The sequence below is a fragment of the Streptomyces sp. NPDC025638 genome (assembly GCF_055558775.1).
Window position 1 is genome coordinate 524,749 of record NZ_JBVHLX010000002.1, and the last position, 12,993, is coordinate 537,741.

General features: G+C 69.7%; 15 protein-coding genes and 3 pseudogenes. 7 read left to right on the forward strand and 11 right to left on the reverse strand.

All coding sequences use genetic code 11. The features are described 5' to 3' along the window. Positions 1-238 precede the first annotated feature (238 nt). A complete protein-coding gene (locus ACZ4EG_RS06455; protein ID WP_467789980.1) occupies positions 239-562 on the reverse strand; it encodes a LexA family protein in 324 nt (107 codons plus the stop codon). A gap of 858 nt (positions 563-1,420) precedes the next feature. Beyond that, the gene (locus ACZ4EG_RS06460; RefSeq protein ID WP_467789767.1) at positions 1,421-2,035 is read right to left on the reverse strand and encodes a hypothetical protein; all 615 of its coding nucleotides are present in this window, start codon (positions 2,033-2,035) and stop codon (positions 1,421-1,423) included. Positions 2,036-2,446: 411 nt separating this feature from the next. Between ACZ4EG_RS06460 and ACZ4EG_RS06465 the strand changes: the two genes are divergently transcribed. Further along, positions 2,447-4,237: a serine/threonine-protein kinase gene (locus tag ACZ4EG_RS06465; protein ID WP_467789768.1), complete on the forward strand. Its 1,791-nt coding sequence runs from the start codon at positions 2,447-2,449 to the stop codon at positions 4,235-4,237. A 385-nt stretch (positions 4,238-4,622) separates the two neighbouring features. Here ACZ4EG_RS06465 and ACZ4EG_RS06470 read toward each other — a convergent pair whose 3' ends face one another. From ACZ4EG_RS06470 to ACZ4EG_RS06480, 3 genes are all read right to left on the reverse strand, one after another. Continuing rightward, entirely contained in the window at positions 4,623-4,952 is a 330-nt protein-coding gene (locus ACZ4EG_RS06470; RefSeq protein ID WP_467789769.1) for an NIPSNAP family protein, read from the reverse strand. Positions 4,953-4,990: 38 nt separating this feature from the next. Continuing rightward, positions 4,991-5,413, reverse strand: a complete 423-nt coding sequence (locus ACZ4EG_RS06475; RefSeq protein ID WP_467789770.1) for an SsgA family sporulation/cell division regulator — start codon at positions 5,411-5,413, stop codon at positions 4,991-4,993. 162 nt (positions 5,414-5,575) lie between these two features. Then, entirely contained in the window at positions 5,576-5,860 is a 285-nt protein-coding gene (locus ACZ4EG_RS06480) for a hypothetical protein (protein ID WP_467789771.1), read from the reverse strand. On the opposite strand from ACZ4EG_RS06480, the pseudogene ACZ4EG_RS06485 reads away from it, so the two are divergent. Continuing rightward, a pseudogene (locus ACZ4EG_RS06485) lies at positions 5,859-6,473 on the forward strand (universal stress protein); the annotation flags it as partial. The gene ACZ4EG_RS06480 and the pseudogene ACZ4EG_RS06485 overlap by 2 nt on opposite strands. A gap of 247 nt (positions 6,474-6,720) precedes the next feature. On the opposite strand, the gene ACZ4EG_RS06490 reads toward ACZ4EG_RS06485, so the two are convergent. Further along, positions 6,721-7,056: a hypothetical protein gene (locus ACZ4EG_RS06490; RefSeq protein WP_467789772.1), complete on the reverse strand. Its 336-nt coding sequence runs from the start codon at positions 7,054-7,056 to the stop codon at positions 6,721-6,723. 482 nt (positions 7,057-7,538) lie between these two features. Between ACZ4EG_RS06490 and ACZ4EG_RS06495 the strand changes: the two genes are divergently transcribed. Further along, complete coding sequence (locus ACZ4EG_RS06495; RefSeq protein ID WP_467789981.1) at positions 7,539-8,297, forward strand: ISL3 family transposase; 759 nt, start codon at positions 7,539-7,541, stop codon at positions 8,295-8,297. A 54-nt stretch (positions 8,298-8,351) separates the two neighbouring features. On the opposite strand, the gene ACZ4EG_RS06500 is transcribed toward ACZ4EG_RS06495, so the two are convergent. The 3 genes from ACZ4EG_RS06500 to lgt are packed head-to-tail and all read right to left on the reverse strand — an operon-like array spanning position 8,352 to position 10,332. Next, positions 8,352-8,588 (reverse strand): hypothetical protein, encoded by a 237-nt coding sequence (locus tag ACZ4EG_RS06500; protein WP_467789773.1) that lies wholly within the window; start codon positions 8,586-8,588, stop codon positions 8,352-8,354. A gap of 32 nt (positions 8,589-8,620) precedes the next feature. Beyond that, entirely contained in the window at positions 8,621-9,451 is an 831-nt protein-coding gene (locus tag ACZ4EG_RS06505; RefSeq protein WP_467789774.1) for a phosphatase PAP2 family protein, read from the reverse strand. Next, entirely contained in the window at positions 9,448-10,332 is an 885-nt protein-coding gene (gene lgt, locus ACZ4EG_RS06510; protein ID WP_467789775.1) for a prolipoprotein diacylglyceryl transferase, read from the reverse strand. Before lgt ends, ACZ4EG_RS06505 begins: the two co-directional genes overlap by 4 nt. 182 nt (positions 10,333-10,514) lie before the next feature. On the opposite strand from lgt, the gene ACZ4EG_RS06515 reads away from it, so the two are divergent. From ACZ4EG_RS06515 to ACZ4EG_RS06525, 3 genes and pseudogenes are all read left to right on the forward strand, one after another. Then, on the forward strand, positions 10,515-11,021 hold the full coding sequence (locus ACZ4EG_RS06515) for a MarR family winged helix-turn-helix transcriptional regulator (RefSeq protein WP_467789776.1): 507 nt from the start codon (positions 10,515-10,517) through the stop codon (positions 11,019-11,021). A gap of 131 nt (positions 11,022-11,152) precedes the next feature. After that, positions 11,153-11,296: a hypothetical protein gene (locus tag ACZ4EG_RS06520; RefSeq protein ID WP_467789777.1), complete on the forward strand. Its 144-nt coding sequence runs from the start codon at positions 11,153-11,155 to the stop codon at positions 11,294-11,296. A gap of 422 nt (positions 11,297-11,718) precedes the next feature. Further along, positions 11,719-11,970 (forward strand): annotated as a pseudogene (locus ACZ4EG_RS06525) (MFS transporter); the annotation flags it as partial. Here the strand turns inward: ACZ4EG_RS06525 and ACZ4EG_RS06530 are convergent. After that, positions 11,895-12,086, reverse strand: coding sequence for a hypothetical protein (locus ACZ4EG_RS06530; RefSeq protein WP_467789992.1), 192 nt, complete (start codon positions 12,084-12,086; stop codon positions 11,895-11,897). The pseudogene ACZ4EG_RS06525 and the gene ACZ4EG_RS06530 overlap by 76 nt on opposite strands. A 113-nt stretch (positions 12,087-12,199) precedes the next feature. Here ACZ4EG_RS06530 and ACZ4EG_RS06535 point away from each other — a divergent pair. Then, positions 12,200-12,640, forward strand: a pseudogene (locus tag ACZ4EG_RS06535) (sulfite exporter TauE/SafE family protein); the annotation flags it as partial. A gap of 19 nt (positions 12,641-12,659) precedes the next feature. Here ACZ4EG_RS06535 and ACZ4EG_RS06540 read toward each other — a convergent pair. Beyond that, a complete protein-coding gene (locus ACZ4EG_RS06540; RefSeq protein WP_467789778.1) occupies positions 12,660-12,947 on the reverse strand; it encodes a metal-sensitive transcriptional regulator in 288 nt (95 codons plus the stop codon). Between the last annotated feature and the right edge of the window lie 46 nt (positions 12,948-12,993).

Below are 12,993 nucleotides of genomic sequence, written 5' to 3' on the forward strand. Positions count from 1 at the left end.
CGTGCACCGGCCATCCAGGCAAATCACTGGCTCCAGGCGGCCAGAACGCCCAGCCGACGAGTCTCGGGCCGTCGTCGGGGGACGGGGGCTCCTCCGGGCCCGGCCACGGCTCGCCCGGCAGCTTGTCACCGCCGTCGCCGCCACCACCCGACATACGGATCATGGATTGCTTCATGTGAGTGCCTTCCTGAACCAGCAATCGTGGCCACTCTCGGTGGGGGCCGTCGCTACCGGAGGCTCACCACGCGAGCCGGATGCCGCGCGCCTGCCCGGGCTCGCGGACGATGGCGACTTTCTCCTCGATCTGCCCCAACTGGTCATGCACGGACGCGCGGCTGCGCATCCCCACCTCCCGGGCTATCTCCGCCACGCTCGGCGCCTCCCCTGGTCCACGATGCGCCGGCGTATGACGGTGAGGATGCGCTGGGGAGTTCGACGCTGCCGGACGCGGGCTCGTGGAACCGCTTCGTGCAGTCGCGACTGGTCCAGCCGTCGATGGGGTCGCCCTGGATCTGGAGGTTCCGGTTGGTGACCGGCAGCTGGATGGCCAATGTCCCTCCAGCGATGGGTACTTACGGGATCACCTGATGCGCCGGGGCGCGCCGACTGAGAGACTCAAGCCGTGACTCAAGGCGGTGGAACCCCTCCGATCAGCAGTACGAACGAACAGAGGTCCCGTCTGCGCGCAGAGACTGAACGACTGCTGAGCGAGGCAGAACGGCGCATGCAGGGTGCCGATCGGCGCGTCCGCTTTTGGAGCGTCCTCGACGTTGCGCTCGGGTTCCCAGCTGCGGTGCTCGCGGGAGTCTCAGGAGCTGCGGGCCTGGCATCAGCGGACGCGCGTGTTCCAGCGGCCTTGCTTGCCTTGGCTGCCGCGGGGCTCTCGGCAGGGGCCGGTTTCCTGCGCAGCGATGTGCGGCGCACTGCGAACAGTCGAAGCCGACGGGCATGGGCAGAGGTTGAGGCCCAGGCCCGACTGCTCCTTGCACAAGAGCCACACCTGGAGCTCGTAGGCGTTCAGGAGAGACTGGAGGCCCTCTTCGCGAGGCGAACAGCCGCCATGACGGCGTATGGCCGAGCTGCTCCCGAGTGAATCGGCCAATCGCGAGCCGAGGCGGTATCAGGCCGTCTCGCAAAGGGGGCTGAAGCGCCGTCCACGGCCGAACCGGTGGCGGAGCCGGACAGGCTTGAACGAGACCGCGTTGGCGCCGGGCAGCAGCCCCCACAGCAGGCGCCCGGCCAGTTCAGGGCCCCGACCCAGTTCGCGGTGCCGCCCTGCACTGTGGTGTTCACACCACGATCGCCAGGCCCGCGGTGACCAGGATCCGTTTCGTCTCCATGCCGAGAGCATGGCTCTTGCCGCCTCAGCCCAGGCAGTGAACACGTAAGCCCAGAGGAGAATTCGAGATCCGGCGGAGCACTACCTGATCGTGCCGGTCCAGTGCGGGTCCTCTGCAAGGATGTCTTCTCCGATGTCGCCGCGTGTGACAGTGATGACGAGCCGGGTGCCGTACGACTTGTCGAGGGCGCCTTCGCTGGTGAACGTGCCAGTCCTACCGGGAGCGATGCGGCCGCTCATGGGGCGCGATCCGCTTTCCACGGAGAGTGATTCGACCTCTCCGCCTGTGGTGGCGCCCTGTTCACTCATGTACCACTCATCGAGGCTGACCGGCTGACCGGTGCCATTCTGTACGGTCCAGGTGACGCGGTAGGCGGTCTGGTCGGTGTCTGGCCGATCGTCGAACTCGCCGAAGTGGGTGAGCTTGCGGATGCTGACCACGGTGACCTTGACGCCGTCGTTGTAGGCGAACGTGTCACCGACCGCGAGTTCGGTGTCCACCTGTTTGCCGCCAGTGGCGTTGCCGGCGCACTGGTCGGTCCAGTCGGACTGCGACAGCGTGGATTCGGGCCCGCAGTCGGGCGTCTTCTGCTTCTCGCTCGCAGGGGTGCCGGCCGTGGAGGTGGCACGTTCGGCGTGCCCCTGGCTGTTGTCGGAGCAGCCGGCGAGCGCGGCGGCGAGCAGTGCGGTGGTCACGAGTGCGGCTCTGGCGTGCATGACGTCCCCCAAGGGCGGTTCCCCTTGGCCCGTCAGTGTGGTCCGCTCCCCGGCAGGACGGCGAGGGTACGTGCATGCATCGTGGCCGATTCGTGACGGCGGCAAGTGCGTGCCATCACACCGGTGTTGACCTGGAAACCTTCAGCAATCCCCCGTGCCACTCCTGACGCACGGGTCGCTGAAAGCGCGCCGCCGCCCGGCGCGACGGTCGCGCGCCGGTAGCGCACCGAACTGGTGCTGCCCCGGCGCACCATCTGCTGCAGCTTCCGTGAGCAGAACCGTCGCCGCCGGCCGCGCGTCCTCGCCTTCACCGGGGTTATCAACTACCTCTATTGTCAACGACGTTATGCCGATCGACCGGGTGGCAAGAGGTGGGGGAGTCATACCAGCATGAGCGGTACGAACGGGGACGGGCGCGGCGAGCGGGAGACCCGGCGGGATGACCGCTCAGGCGGGGCCATCGAACCGCTCACCGCCTTGGACCCGGCGCGGATCGGGCCGTACCTGCTGCTCGGGCGGCTCGGCGCCGGTGGCATGGGGAGGGTCTTCCTCGCACGGTCCGACGGCGGGCGCACCGTCGCAGTGAAGGTGGTGCACGAGGAGCATGTGTCGGACGCGCGGTTCCGGGCGCGGTTCCGGCGGGAGATCGAGGCCGCGAGCCGGGTCGCCGAGCGGTACACGGCACCCGTGCTCGATGCCGGGCCCGACGAGGAGCCGCCGTGGGTCGCCACCGGGTATGTGCCGGGTCTCTCGCTGGAGCAGGTCGTGCGGGGGTACGGCCCGATGCCCGCCGAGTCCCTGCACACCCTCGCCGACGGGTTGCTGCGCGCCCTGAAGGACATCCATGACGCGGGGATCGTGCACCGCGACCTGAAGCCGTCGAACGTCATGCTGACCGTGGACGGGGTCAAGGTCATCGACTTCGGGATCGCGCGGGCCCTGGAGACCTCCGTCGAGTCGCTTCTGACCAGTACGGGGATGGTCATCGGCTCGCCCGGCTTCATGTCGCCGGAGCAGGTCCGGGGGCAGAGCGCCGAGCCCAAGAGCGATGTGTTCACCCTCGGGTGTGTGCTCACGTACGCGGCGACGGGGCGGCTGCCCTTCGGGCACGGGGCCAGCAACCAGCACGCGGTCATGTACCAGATCGTGCAGGACGAGCCCGATCTGGACGGTGTGAAGGACCCCGCTCTGCGGGCGCTCATCACGCGGTGTCTGACCAAGGACCCCGGGCAACGGCCCGACGTGGACGAGCTGTTGGCCGACCCGGAGCGGGCTCGGCCGTCAGCCGTCGGTAAGGCGTGGCTGCCCGTCGACGTCCTCGCGCGCATCGCGCAGCAGGCCGCCGAGCTGCTCGACGCCGAGGTGCGGCCGCTGCGCGAGGCGTCCGTCGACCGGGCGACCGTGGACCTGCGCCCGCGGTCCGAGCCGCCCGTGGTCGTCGCGCCGGGCGGCGGCGCCGAGCCGAAAGAGCGTGAACGTCGCCCGCGCCGCCGCCGCACCTTCATCGCCCTGCCCGTGGTCGTCGTCCTCACCGTCGGTGGGACCACGATGGTCGTGCTCCAGCCTTGGAGCAGCGATCGGGGCGGCGCCCACGCCCAGTCGCCGGGCAGCAGCGTGAGTCCCGCGCCGGACGGCAGTAACTCGCCTGTGACGCCCAGCGGTTCACCGTCCAAGACGTCCGGTGGGAAGAACGGGAAGAACAAGAAGGAAACGGGTTCCGCCGGCGGCCAGGACGCCACGAACGGCGACAAGGCGGAGGGAGGCAGGGCGGCCGGAGGGGACACCTCCGGCAGCGGCTCGGCCGGCGACTCCTCGGACACGACCGCAGGAAGCTCGTCCGGCTCCGGCGACTCGTCCTCGGGTTCGTCCGCCGGCTCCCCGCCGGCCGACCTGAAGAGCTACAAACTCGAGTACACGAACTCCTGCGTCGGAGCGTGCGACATGCCGATCAAGGCGAGCTGGACGGCGGTCTCCCGGGCGACCCGCTACGACATCCACTACACCAACAAGGGCAGCAACTTCACGGCGAAGAACGTCGACACCGTCTACTCCACCAGCGACACCAGCTACACGATCAACGGCCCGTACTCGGGCGACAAGATCTGCATCACCGTGCGCGCGGCCAACAAGTACGGCGCCTCCGCCTGGGCGGAGACCTGGTGCGACACAGTGCCCTACTAGATCGGCTCAGAGGAGCAGGGACAGGCCCGAGTCTCCATTCGAAGACTTCAGGCGCTCCGTTCTGAAGCTCCGCTGGGTGCGTCTCGTTGCCGACTGCAGCAGCCGAGCCCTGAGGATGCCTGGCCGGCAACAACGCCCCTGTTCTTCGTGGGCCTCTCGGTTCGAGCAGGTTGACGGACCCGACGCCCCGCCCCGGACGCGCCTATCCGGCTCGCACCCGTTGCCGTCCGGCGAGCGGCTTGGCCGAGTTGCGCCAAGCCGCCGAGGTGGGCTCCGGCGTTGGAGGCTGTGCACCCTGACCGAGGCGCACAGCTCCGTCGCCGGGCACGAGAGCCGCGGCCGGGTGCTGGCCCTTCCGGCTGCGTCGCCAGTCGCAGATCGACGGTCAGCGCAAAGGCGAGTCGGCGGTCGGCGTCAGCATGGACTCGTCGAGGCCGATGATCTGGCTGATGTCGAAGCCCTCCATGTCGGCGCGGAATTCCGGACTCGAGAGGTACGCCTTCAGCCGCTCCTGAACGGTGTCCGCGTCCTTGTAGGACACGAGGGCATACAGCTTGGGGGCTTCGGTTCCGGGGGCCGTGGGCGCCGTCCAGACGCCGTGTGTGGTGATCCGGTGCTTGGCCATGCCGGGAATGTGGTTGGCCCAGATCTTCTCGTAGGCGGAGAGCGCGCCGAGGCTGCGCAGGGTGTAGACGCGAAGCTGGTACTGGGGCATGACAGGTTCCTTTCCTTGCGAGCTTGGATGGTCGGCGGTCAGCCTTGCGAGAGGAGGTGCGCCAGTTCGACGTCCCAGTCGATGTGTCCGGACTCGGTACCTCGTGGCACCAGGGCCTCGGTGTTCTCAAGGAAGGACGTGAGGTCCCGCACGGGAACCTCGAGCAAGGCGGTGCCGGCGGGGGACCCGAGGGCGATGTACATCCACTGGTCCCCCCGTCCCGCGGCCGACCAGATCCGGACGTCCGCGCAGCCCGCGGAACCCTTCAGGCCATCAGCCAGGAGATTTCGCTCGAGAACCCATTCGACCGGCGAGTCACAGTCGACGAAGAAGACGGCACGGACGACGTAGGGATCAGTGGGCTCGTACCGCAGACGTACGCATAGGGGCAACGAGTAGGCGTGTGAGATGACGAGCTGCACGGCCACCCGCCGCTCTACGGTTTTCAAGGACTTCTTCATCGCCTTCCGCTCCTGGGGGCGGCTCGGCGGCGCCTCACATCCGGCCGGTGGCAAAGAGACAGCGGGGCGGAGGCGGTACAGCAGGCCGTGGGCGCCGGACGGTCCGGCAGCACACGATGAGTGACGCGGCACTCACTCACTCGGCCTCGACCGGTACCCGTCTCACCGGTCGTCGCGGCTCAGGTCGTGGTGGTCCCTGCCCCGCCCGTCGTACTCAGAGCGGTTCCCCTCGTGCTCGTACGACCTGTCCGACTGCCAGCCCTGTCCCTCGCCGTCGCAGCGGTAGAAGTGACCATCGCGGTAGGCGAGACCGTCGCAGTCGTGCCGGGGGGAGTCGGTGTGGTGGTGGTCCTGGTGCCAGCCGCGGATTTCGTCGCAGGAGTAGCCCCGCCCGAGCAGGTAGCCGACACCGTGGTCCCAGCGGTGATCAACATCGCACCTGGACATCACCCGCGAGGACACCGTCGGCGAGCCGCTGATGGTGCTGGAGATCGAGTCGCGTACCGCTTCTCTCGTCGTGGTGGGCAGCCGCGGCCTGGGCGCATTCGGCAGCCTGCTGCTCGGCTCCACCGCCGTGCTGGCCGCTCATGGCCGCTGTCCCGTGCTCGTGGTACGGGGCGGGCCGAACCCGAGGTCCTGTGCTGCTGGCGGTGGACGGCTCGCCGGCGGGCGAGAAAGCCGTCGGTTTCGCCTTCGCCGAGGCAGCTGTGCGGATGCGGGCCTGCTGGCCCTGCAGGTGTGGAACATCTGGAGCGAACGGGCCTATGAAGGACCCGGCGACCCGTCGAACATGGTGCTCGACATCGAGCGGCTGCGTACGGAGGAGCAGCAACTGCTGGACGAGACCCTGTCCCGTGGCAGAGCCGCTATCCCCAGGTCGCTGTGGAGCGGCGCCTGGTGCGCTCTCGGATCCGCACGGCCCTGATCGACGCAAGCCACGACGCGCAGTTGGTCGTGGCCGGCGCGCGGACGCGGTGGCTTCACCGGCCTGCCGCTCGGCCCGGTCAGCCAGGCACTGCTGCATCACGCGCACAGCTCCGTCGCCGTGGTCCGGGGCAAGGCGCAGCCAAGGCTTTCCGCGCTGGGCCGGAGTGACGCGACGAGGTGGACGATCCCAGCCTCCCGCTGCGGCGCCGGCAGTGTCGCAACCCAATGATCACGAAGCACTGTGCCTGTCCTGCTACTGGGATGCTCTACGCGGCCCACCTGCGCGACATCCAAGGCGTGCGAACGGAGGCGGCAGCCGTGTCTGCGATCACGTCACGCCGCCGGGCCACTGGAGGCCCGGCAGCAGGGGCGCGTGCCGGTCAGCCGGGTCCGAATCCGCAGTAGGTCCGGTGGACGTAGTGGTAGGCCGCGACAATGCCGGCGACATAGCCGCGGTTGTACTCGGCGGACGCCCCGGGCTTACCGCTCCGTCCACGGGGATCGCCGCGGACGCAGTCGCGGGCGTATACCAGGCCGTCCCGGTATCCGTCCTTGTAGCCCTGGTCGTAGGGGGTGATCCTAAGGGAGCCGGGCTGCGCAACCGCAGCCGGAGCAGACGGTGCCGCGAATGCCTGCGCGTTCGCGGAGAGCGGGAGCAGGAGTGCGGTGGCAGCCACCGGGGTTGCGATGAGGACACTCAGTCGCTTCGCATGCATGGCTTCTTCCTTGGCCTGAAAACGGGTCGTCAGCCACATGCCGTCACCGACTCAGCCGAGTGACCCTGTTCGCATTGCTTGACTGGACCCATGCGCCGGAGGCACGGGTTTTGCCCGCTTTTGACGTATCTGCCGCAGCCGACAGTACTGTTACGGCGCACGAAAGCCTCCCTGACAGGCTAGACCGGGTTGTTCCAGGCCGCGACCTGAGGCCGTTGCGCAGGCAAGCGGCGTAGGACATACCGATAGCAGGACAGGAACAGTGCCTCGTGATCGTTGAGTTGCGACACTGCAATGATCATCGGGGAGACCTGTGCCTGCGCTGCCACCATGGCTGACCGAACCACTCTGGGACCAGATTCTCGACGTTCCTCCCGGAGCGGCCAGTCGGGTGGGGGCGGTTGCTGCCGGATTCAGCCGGTGTGGTGGTCGAATCGATCGAACGTGCGGCCGGAACGGTCACGTTCTGCGCTCACTCCGCAGTGCCGACGGCGAGGAGCCCACGATGCGGGGTGGTGTCGTGGCGTGTGCACGGCCGGTATGCGCGCCGGCTCGCTGATGCGCCCATCGGCGGAGCCCCCGCGGTGGTCGAACTCGTGGTGTGCTGGTTCAAGTGCCTCAGTCCGCAGTGTTCGGCGGTGACGTTCGCCGCGCAGATTGAAGGGCCGACCAGCCCGCATGCCCGGTGCGCGCCGCTGCGCACGCTGCTCGCCTCGATCGCCGCGTGCCTGGCGGGCCGGCCGGGTGCACGGCTCGCGGCCGCGCTGAGCATCCGTGTCGCCAAGGACAAGCTCCTTGAACTCCTCCGCGCGTCACCGGAGTTACCGCAGGCCAACGTGCGCGTCCTGGGAGTCGACGACTTCGCGCTGCGCAAGGGTGACTCGTACGCCACGATCCTGGTGGACCTGGAAGACCGGCGTCCGGTCGATGTGCTGTCGGGCCGGGACGCCGAGCCGCTGGCCGCCTGGCTGCGCGGCCATCCGGAGATCGAGGTGATCTGCCGTGACCGAGCCGGCGCCTACGCCGAAGGCGCCCGCAGCGGGGCTCCGCCGGCCCAGCAAGTGGCAGACACCTGGCACCTGCTGCGCAACCTTGCCGAGGCTGTGGAGAATACGGTCGGCGCCCATCACCAGTGCATCCGCAAGGCGTTCACTCACGGAGCCCGCCACGGCATCCAGCTCCGCGACCCAGGCGGCGTGGAATCGGAAGGCGTCGGCAGCGGCGGCGTCTCCGCGCGCTGAAAGCCGACCATCTACCAGGGCGGCGTCGCCAGATGCGACGGCTCGCAGGTGGTGTCATCCGGAGTCGGCGGAGCCTGATCCGCCTTGGTCGGCTGCCTGGTGGCTCCGTGGGGCCGGCAGCTCGCACATCACCGTCGCCACCCCCAGTCCCGCGGCCGCCGAGCCAATCAGGCGCCAACCGCCGTGGCGGCCCCAGCCGAGACCGACGATCAGGGCAGTCGCGACGACACCGCCGAGCACCACCTTCGCGCATTCGGCCAGCCAGGCCGGCCGCGGCTGCCTCATCTTCATGTCTGTCTTTCTTCCCACGCCGGGCGGGTCGTTCACGGCAGGCTTCTGGGCCGGACGCGCGGGGGAGGATAGGCGGGGCGCCCGGTGAGCAGCTGCTGGAGCAGGAAGCCCGTGGCGAGGGTGGCGGCCCCGGCGGCCGCGTCCGCGACGAAATGGTTGGCGGTGGCCAGGATGACGGTGAAGGTGGCCAGGGGGTAGCAGGCGCCCAGGACCCGCACCCAGGTGCGGCGGGCAAGGCAGGCCAGGGTCAGGCCGGACCAGGCGGACCAGATGATGTGCACCGAGGGCATGGCGGCGTACTGGTTGGACAACGATGCCACGTCGCCGGAGGCCCAGGAGCCCCAGGTGTGGTGCGCGACCACGGTGTCGATGAACCCTTGTCCGGCCAGGAAGCGGGGCGGGGCCGTCGCACAGAAGGCGAAGCCGGCCAGAGCCAGCAGGGTGGCCGTGTACAGCGCGGTGCGCACCGCGCGGTAGTGAGCGGGGTGGCGGAAGTACAGCCACACCAGGACGCCGACGGTCACGATGAAGTGCAGCGTGGCGTAGTAGTAGTTCATCCCCACGATCAGCCAGCCGACTCTGTCCGCCGCGTGGTTGACCGTGAGTTCGATGTTCAGGTGAAGCGCCCGTTCCGTGTCCAGGATGTCATGTGCGCGGTGCAGGGCGGCCGCGCGGTGGGCGGGCACGGCGTTGCGGGTGAGGGTGTAGGCCCAATAGAGCAGCGCTGTGCAGATCAGCTCCAGCCACAGCCGGGGGCGGTCCGGCGGGCGCAGCCGGGCGGGCAGCAGCGGACCGATGCGCCGGACCAGAGGGGGCCGCTCGGACAGGGCCTGTGAAGCCTCGGTGCCCGGAGCTGCCGTCACGGCCGCTCCCGGCCGGACGTCTGCGCTGGTACGGGCGTTGTTCCGCCGCCGTCCGCGCGGGGGTAGGACGCGTCGTCGTCCGGGCGGGACCGGCGGGTGGCGATCAGGTAGACCAGGGCACCCGAGAACAGGACGAGGGAGACGTAGTCGTTCAGGCGCAGGCCCAGGAAGTGGTTGGCGTGGTCGATGCGCAGGGCCTCGATCCAGGCCCGGCCGGTGGTGTAGGCGAGGACATAGCAGGCGAACAGGCGCCCGCGGCGCAGGCGTTGGTGGTGGTGGGCATCCAGCCAGAGCAGGAGCGCCACGACACCGAGGTCCCAGACGGACTCGTAGAGGAACGTCGGATGGTAGAGGGCGACGGAGGGGCTGTCGGCGGGCCGGTGTGCCGGGTCGATGTACAGCGCCCACGGCAGCTGGGTGGGGCGGCCGTACAGCTCCTGGTTGAAGTAGTTGCCCCAACGGCCGATCGCCTGGGCCAGCACCAGCCCGGGCGCAGCGGCGTCGGCGAAGTCGGACAGTTTGATGCCGCGGCGGCGGCAGCCCAGCCAGGCGCCGACCGCGCCGAGCGCCACCGCGCCGGGGATGCCCAGGCCGCCGTCCCAGATGAACAGGGCGTGCAGGGGCTGCCGGCCGGCGGCGAAATAGAGTTCCGGGTCGGTGATCACGTGGTAGAGCCGACCGCCGAGGATGCCGAACGGCACCGCCCAGATCGCGATGTCGGCGATGTCCTCGCGCCGCCCGCCCCGCGCCTCCCACCGCCGTCCGGTGAGCCACACGGCCGTGAAGATGCCGGCCAGGATGCACAGCGCGTACGCGCGGATCGGGATCGGCCCGAGATGCCAGACGCCCTGGGAAGGGCTGGGCAGGTACGCCAGATTCATGGGCTCGACCGTTCTCGTACACACGGGATCCGGCACGTGGGCCGGCAGACGACCGAGCCGACAATACATCGGACACCGAAGCTTTCCGAAGTTCTCCGAACGGGGATGGAACCGCGCGGATGCCGCGTCCGAGGTGCGGACGGCAGGGCCGCACCTGTGTTTGGTCCGGATACCCTTGCCCCATGTCTGCGCAGCCCAGCTCCGAGGTCACTCCGCCCCGCCCTGCTGGGGAGGCGATGGACGCCCGCCTGCTCACCGAGGCCGTCACCCGGCTGCGCCGCGCGCTGCGCTCCTCGATCCGCACCGACTACCCGTGGGAGACCCTGCCGATGGCGCAGGTCGAGCTGCTGCAGGTGCTCGGCGAGCACTCTCCGGCCCGGGTCAGTGACCTTGCCACCCGCCGGCGCCTGGCGCCGAGCACGGTCAGCGGACTTATCGGCCAGATGATCACGGCTGGACTGGTCGCCCGCGACGTCGATCCTGCCGACCGCCGGGCCTCCGTCGTCACCCTCACCGACGCCGGCCGCCAGAAGCTCGACGCATGGACGACCGCCCACGAACACCGCATGGATGCCGCCCTCGCCGCCCTTCGGGACAGCGAGCGCGAGGCCATCGCGAATGCCCTGCCCGCCCTCTTCCAGCTTGCCGAACACCTCGGTGAGCCGACCGACGACATGGAACTGGAGTGACCCTGCCACGGTCCGGCAGGAGGCTTGGTGCGTGCGCCTTGCGACGCCTGGCTCCGAGGAGCACCGCCGACCGGTGCGGCCCCACCGGGTGGCCGCACTTGTCGGATGGGTGAGTACGTCGTCTGTGCGACGTGCCCGGCGGATTCGACGCCCGCGAACGTGTCTTTGACGAGCGTGGCGACGGCGAGGTCGTCGTGGTGGTCGGTGAGCCGATCACCTGCGCCGGCGGCGGCCTCTTCGGCGGTGTCGGCTTTCGGCGACGCCGGACAGGATGACCGGCTGAACGGGGGCGCCCGCGCGGGCCGTTGTCGGCGATGGCGCGGATGTGTCGGTTGTGCCCTGAAGCGCAACTCTCTGATTCTCCTGCGGGGTTCCCCTCGGCGGGGCTTCTGTGACCCGTGTCGTCGGCTTCGGTCACGGCGCGTCGTGCTTCCTACCGGTGCGTCCAGTCTTTTCCCTCCGGCAACAGAATATTTCTGTTGCCGATGTAATCTCTGAAGGGTCGGAGCGGCGCACCACCTGCCCGCCGCGGTCGCGACGCCGAGGGGGAGCTGTGAGCGGGCACCCCACGCGGACGAAGACGGAGAAGGCCGGGTGGTCGGCGGTGCTGGTGCGGGAGCGTCCCCGGCCAGAGGTCATCCGCAACCGCTCCAACGCCTGGTGGTTCGCGGTCGCCACGGTGTGCTTCGGCGCGTTCATGGGGCAACTCGACACCAGTATCGTCACGCTCACCTACCACAGCCTGCGCGCGCAGTTCGACGCTCCGCCGGCAGGTGTGGAGTGGGTTTCGCTGGCGTACCTGCTCACGCTGGTGGCGCTGCTGGTGCCGGTCGGGCGGCTGGCCGACGCTCGCGGCAGCAAGCTTTTCTACCTCTACGGGTTCGTGGCCTTCACGGCTGCTTCGGCGGCCTGCGGACTGGCCCCGTCGCTGGGCGCCCTGATCGCCTTCCGGGTGGTGCAGGCGGTCGGTGCGGCGATGCTCCAGGCCAACAGCGTGGCACTCGCCAGCCCCGCGGGCCGGACCCTGGTCACCACCCGCAGCCGCGACGCCGCCCTGGCTGGCACCGGACGCCGCCTGGTCGAGGTCGGCCTGTTCACCCCCACAGAGGCCGTCACCTACGTGGCCGAGGCGCTGGCCGTCCACGACCGCACCGAGCCCGCCGACCAGCTCGCCGCCGGCGGCGTTCGCCGTGGTCGCGGGAGCGGCCGCCCTGCGCATGCTGCGCTCCCGGCCGGCCGCGGAGGGCGCCGTGACGGTGCGGCCGGGGCGGGCCGCGGTGGCCGGTGCCGGGCTGGGCGCGGTCACCGGCATCCTCGGTGTCGGCGGTGGCTTCCTCGCCGTACCGGCGCTGGTGGGCGTGCTGGGCATGCGGATGCGGAACGCTGTGGCCACCAGTCTGCTGGTCATCACCGTCAACTCGCTGGCCGCGCCGGCTACTCGCGCCGGCACGGTCGAGGGGCTGGACTGGGCGGTGGTCGGACCGTTCATCGGGGCCGCGATCCTCGCATGGGACGGCAAGCGGCTGTCGGCGAAGGTCTCCGGGCCCACGCTTCAGCGGATCTTCGCCCTGGTGCTGCTTGCGGTCGCGGCCTTCATGCTGATCGACGCGGTGGCGTGAGGCAGGCCGCGGCACATGATCAGGCCAGGGACAGGAACAGCTTCTCCAGACGGGCGCGCATCGCCTCGGGGTCCTCGCCGTTCTTGCGGCCGGATTCCATGTCGGTCACGCACTGCTGCAGGCCCGTCGCGATGATCGCGAAACCGGCGCGGTCCAGCGCGCGCGAGGCGGCGGCGAGCTGCGTGACGACGTCCTCGCAGTCGCGCCCCTCCTCGATCATCCGGATCACACCGGAGATCTGCCCCTGCGCCCGGCGCAGCCGGTTCAGCACGGCCTTCAGGCCCGCACTCTCAAGCTCCAGTTCCACGATCACTCCTCGAAAGATACCCCTAGGGGTACTGTACGTCCCGGTT

Bases quoted from the DNA above. Each gene is read 5' to 3' on its own strand.
- ACZ4EG_RS06465 (WP_467789768.1), top strand. From the start codon at position 2,447: ATGAGCGGTACGAACGGGGACGGGCGCGGCGAGCGGGAGACCCGGCGG.
- ACZ4EG_RS06470 (WP_467789769.1), bottom strand. From the start codon at position 4,952: ATGCCCCAGTACCAGCTTCGCGTCTACACCCTGCGCAGCCTCGGCGCG.
- ACZ4EG_RS06475 (WP_467789770.1), bottom strand. From the start codon at position 5,413: ATGAAGAAGTCCTTGAAAACCGTAGAGCGGCGGGTGGCCGTGCAGCTC.
- ACZ4EG_RS06480 (WP_467789771.1), bottom strand. From the start codon at position 5,860: ATGTCCAGGTGCGATGTTGATCACCGCTGGGACCACGGTGTCGGCTAC.
- ACZ4EG_RS06490 (WP_467789772.1), bottom strand. From the start codon at position 7,056: ATGCATGCGAAGCGACTGAGTGTCCTCATCGCAACCCCGGTGGCTGCC.
- ACZ4EG_RS06500 (WP_467789773.1), bottom strand. From the start codon at position 8,588: ATGAAGATGAGGCAGCCGCGGCCGGCCTGGCTGGCCGAATGCGCGAAG.
- lgt (WP_467789775.1), bottom strand. From the start codon at position 10,332: ATGAATCTGGCGTACCTGCCCAGCCCTTCCCAGGGCGTCTGGCATCTC.
- ACZ4EG_RS06515 (WP_467789776.1), top strand. From the start codon at position 10,515: ATGTCTGCGCAGCCCAGCTCCGAGGTCACTCCGCCCCGCCCTGCTGGG.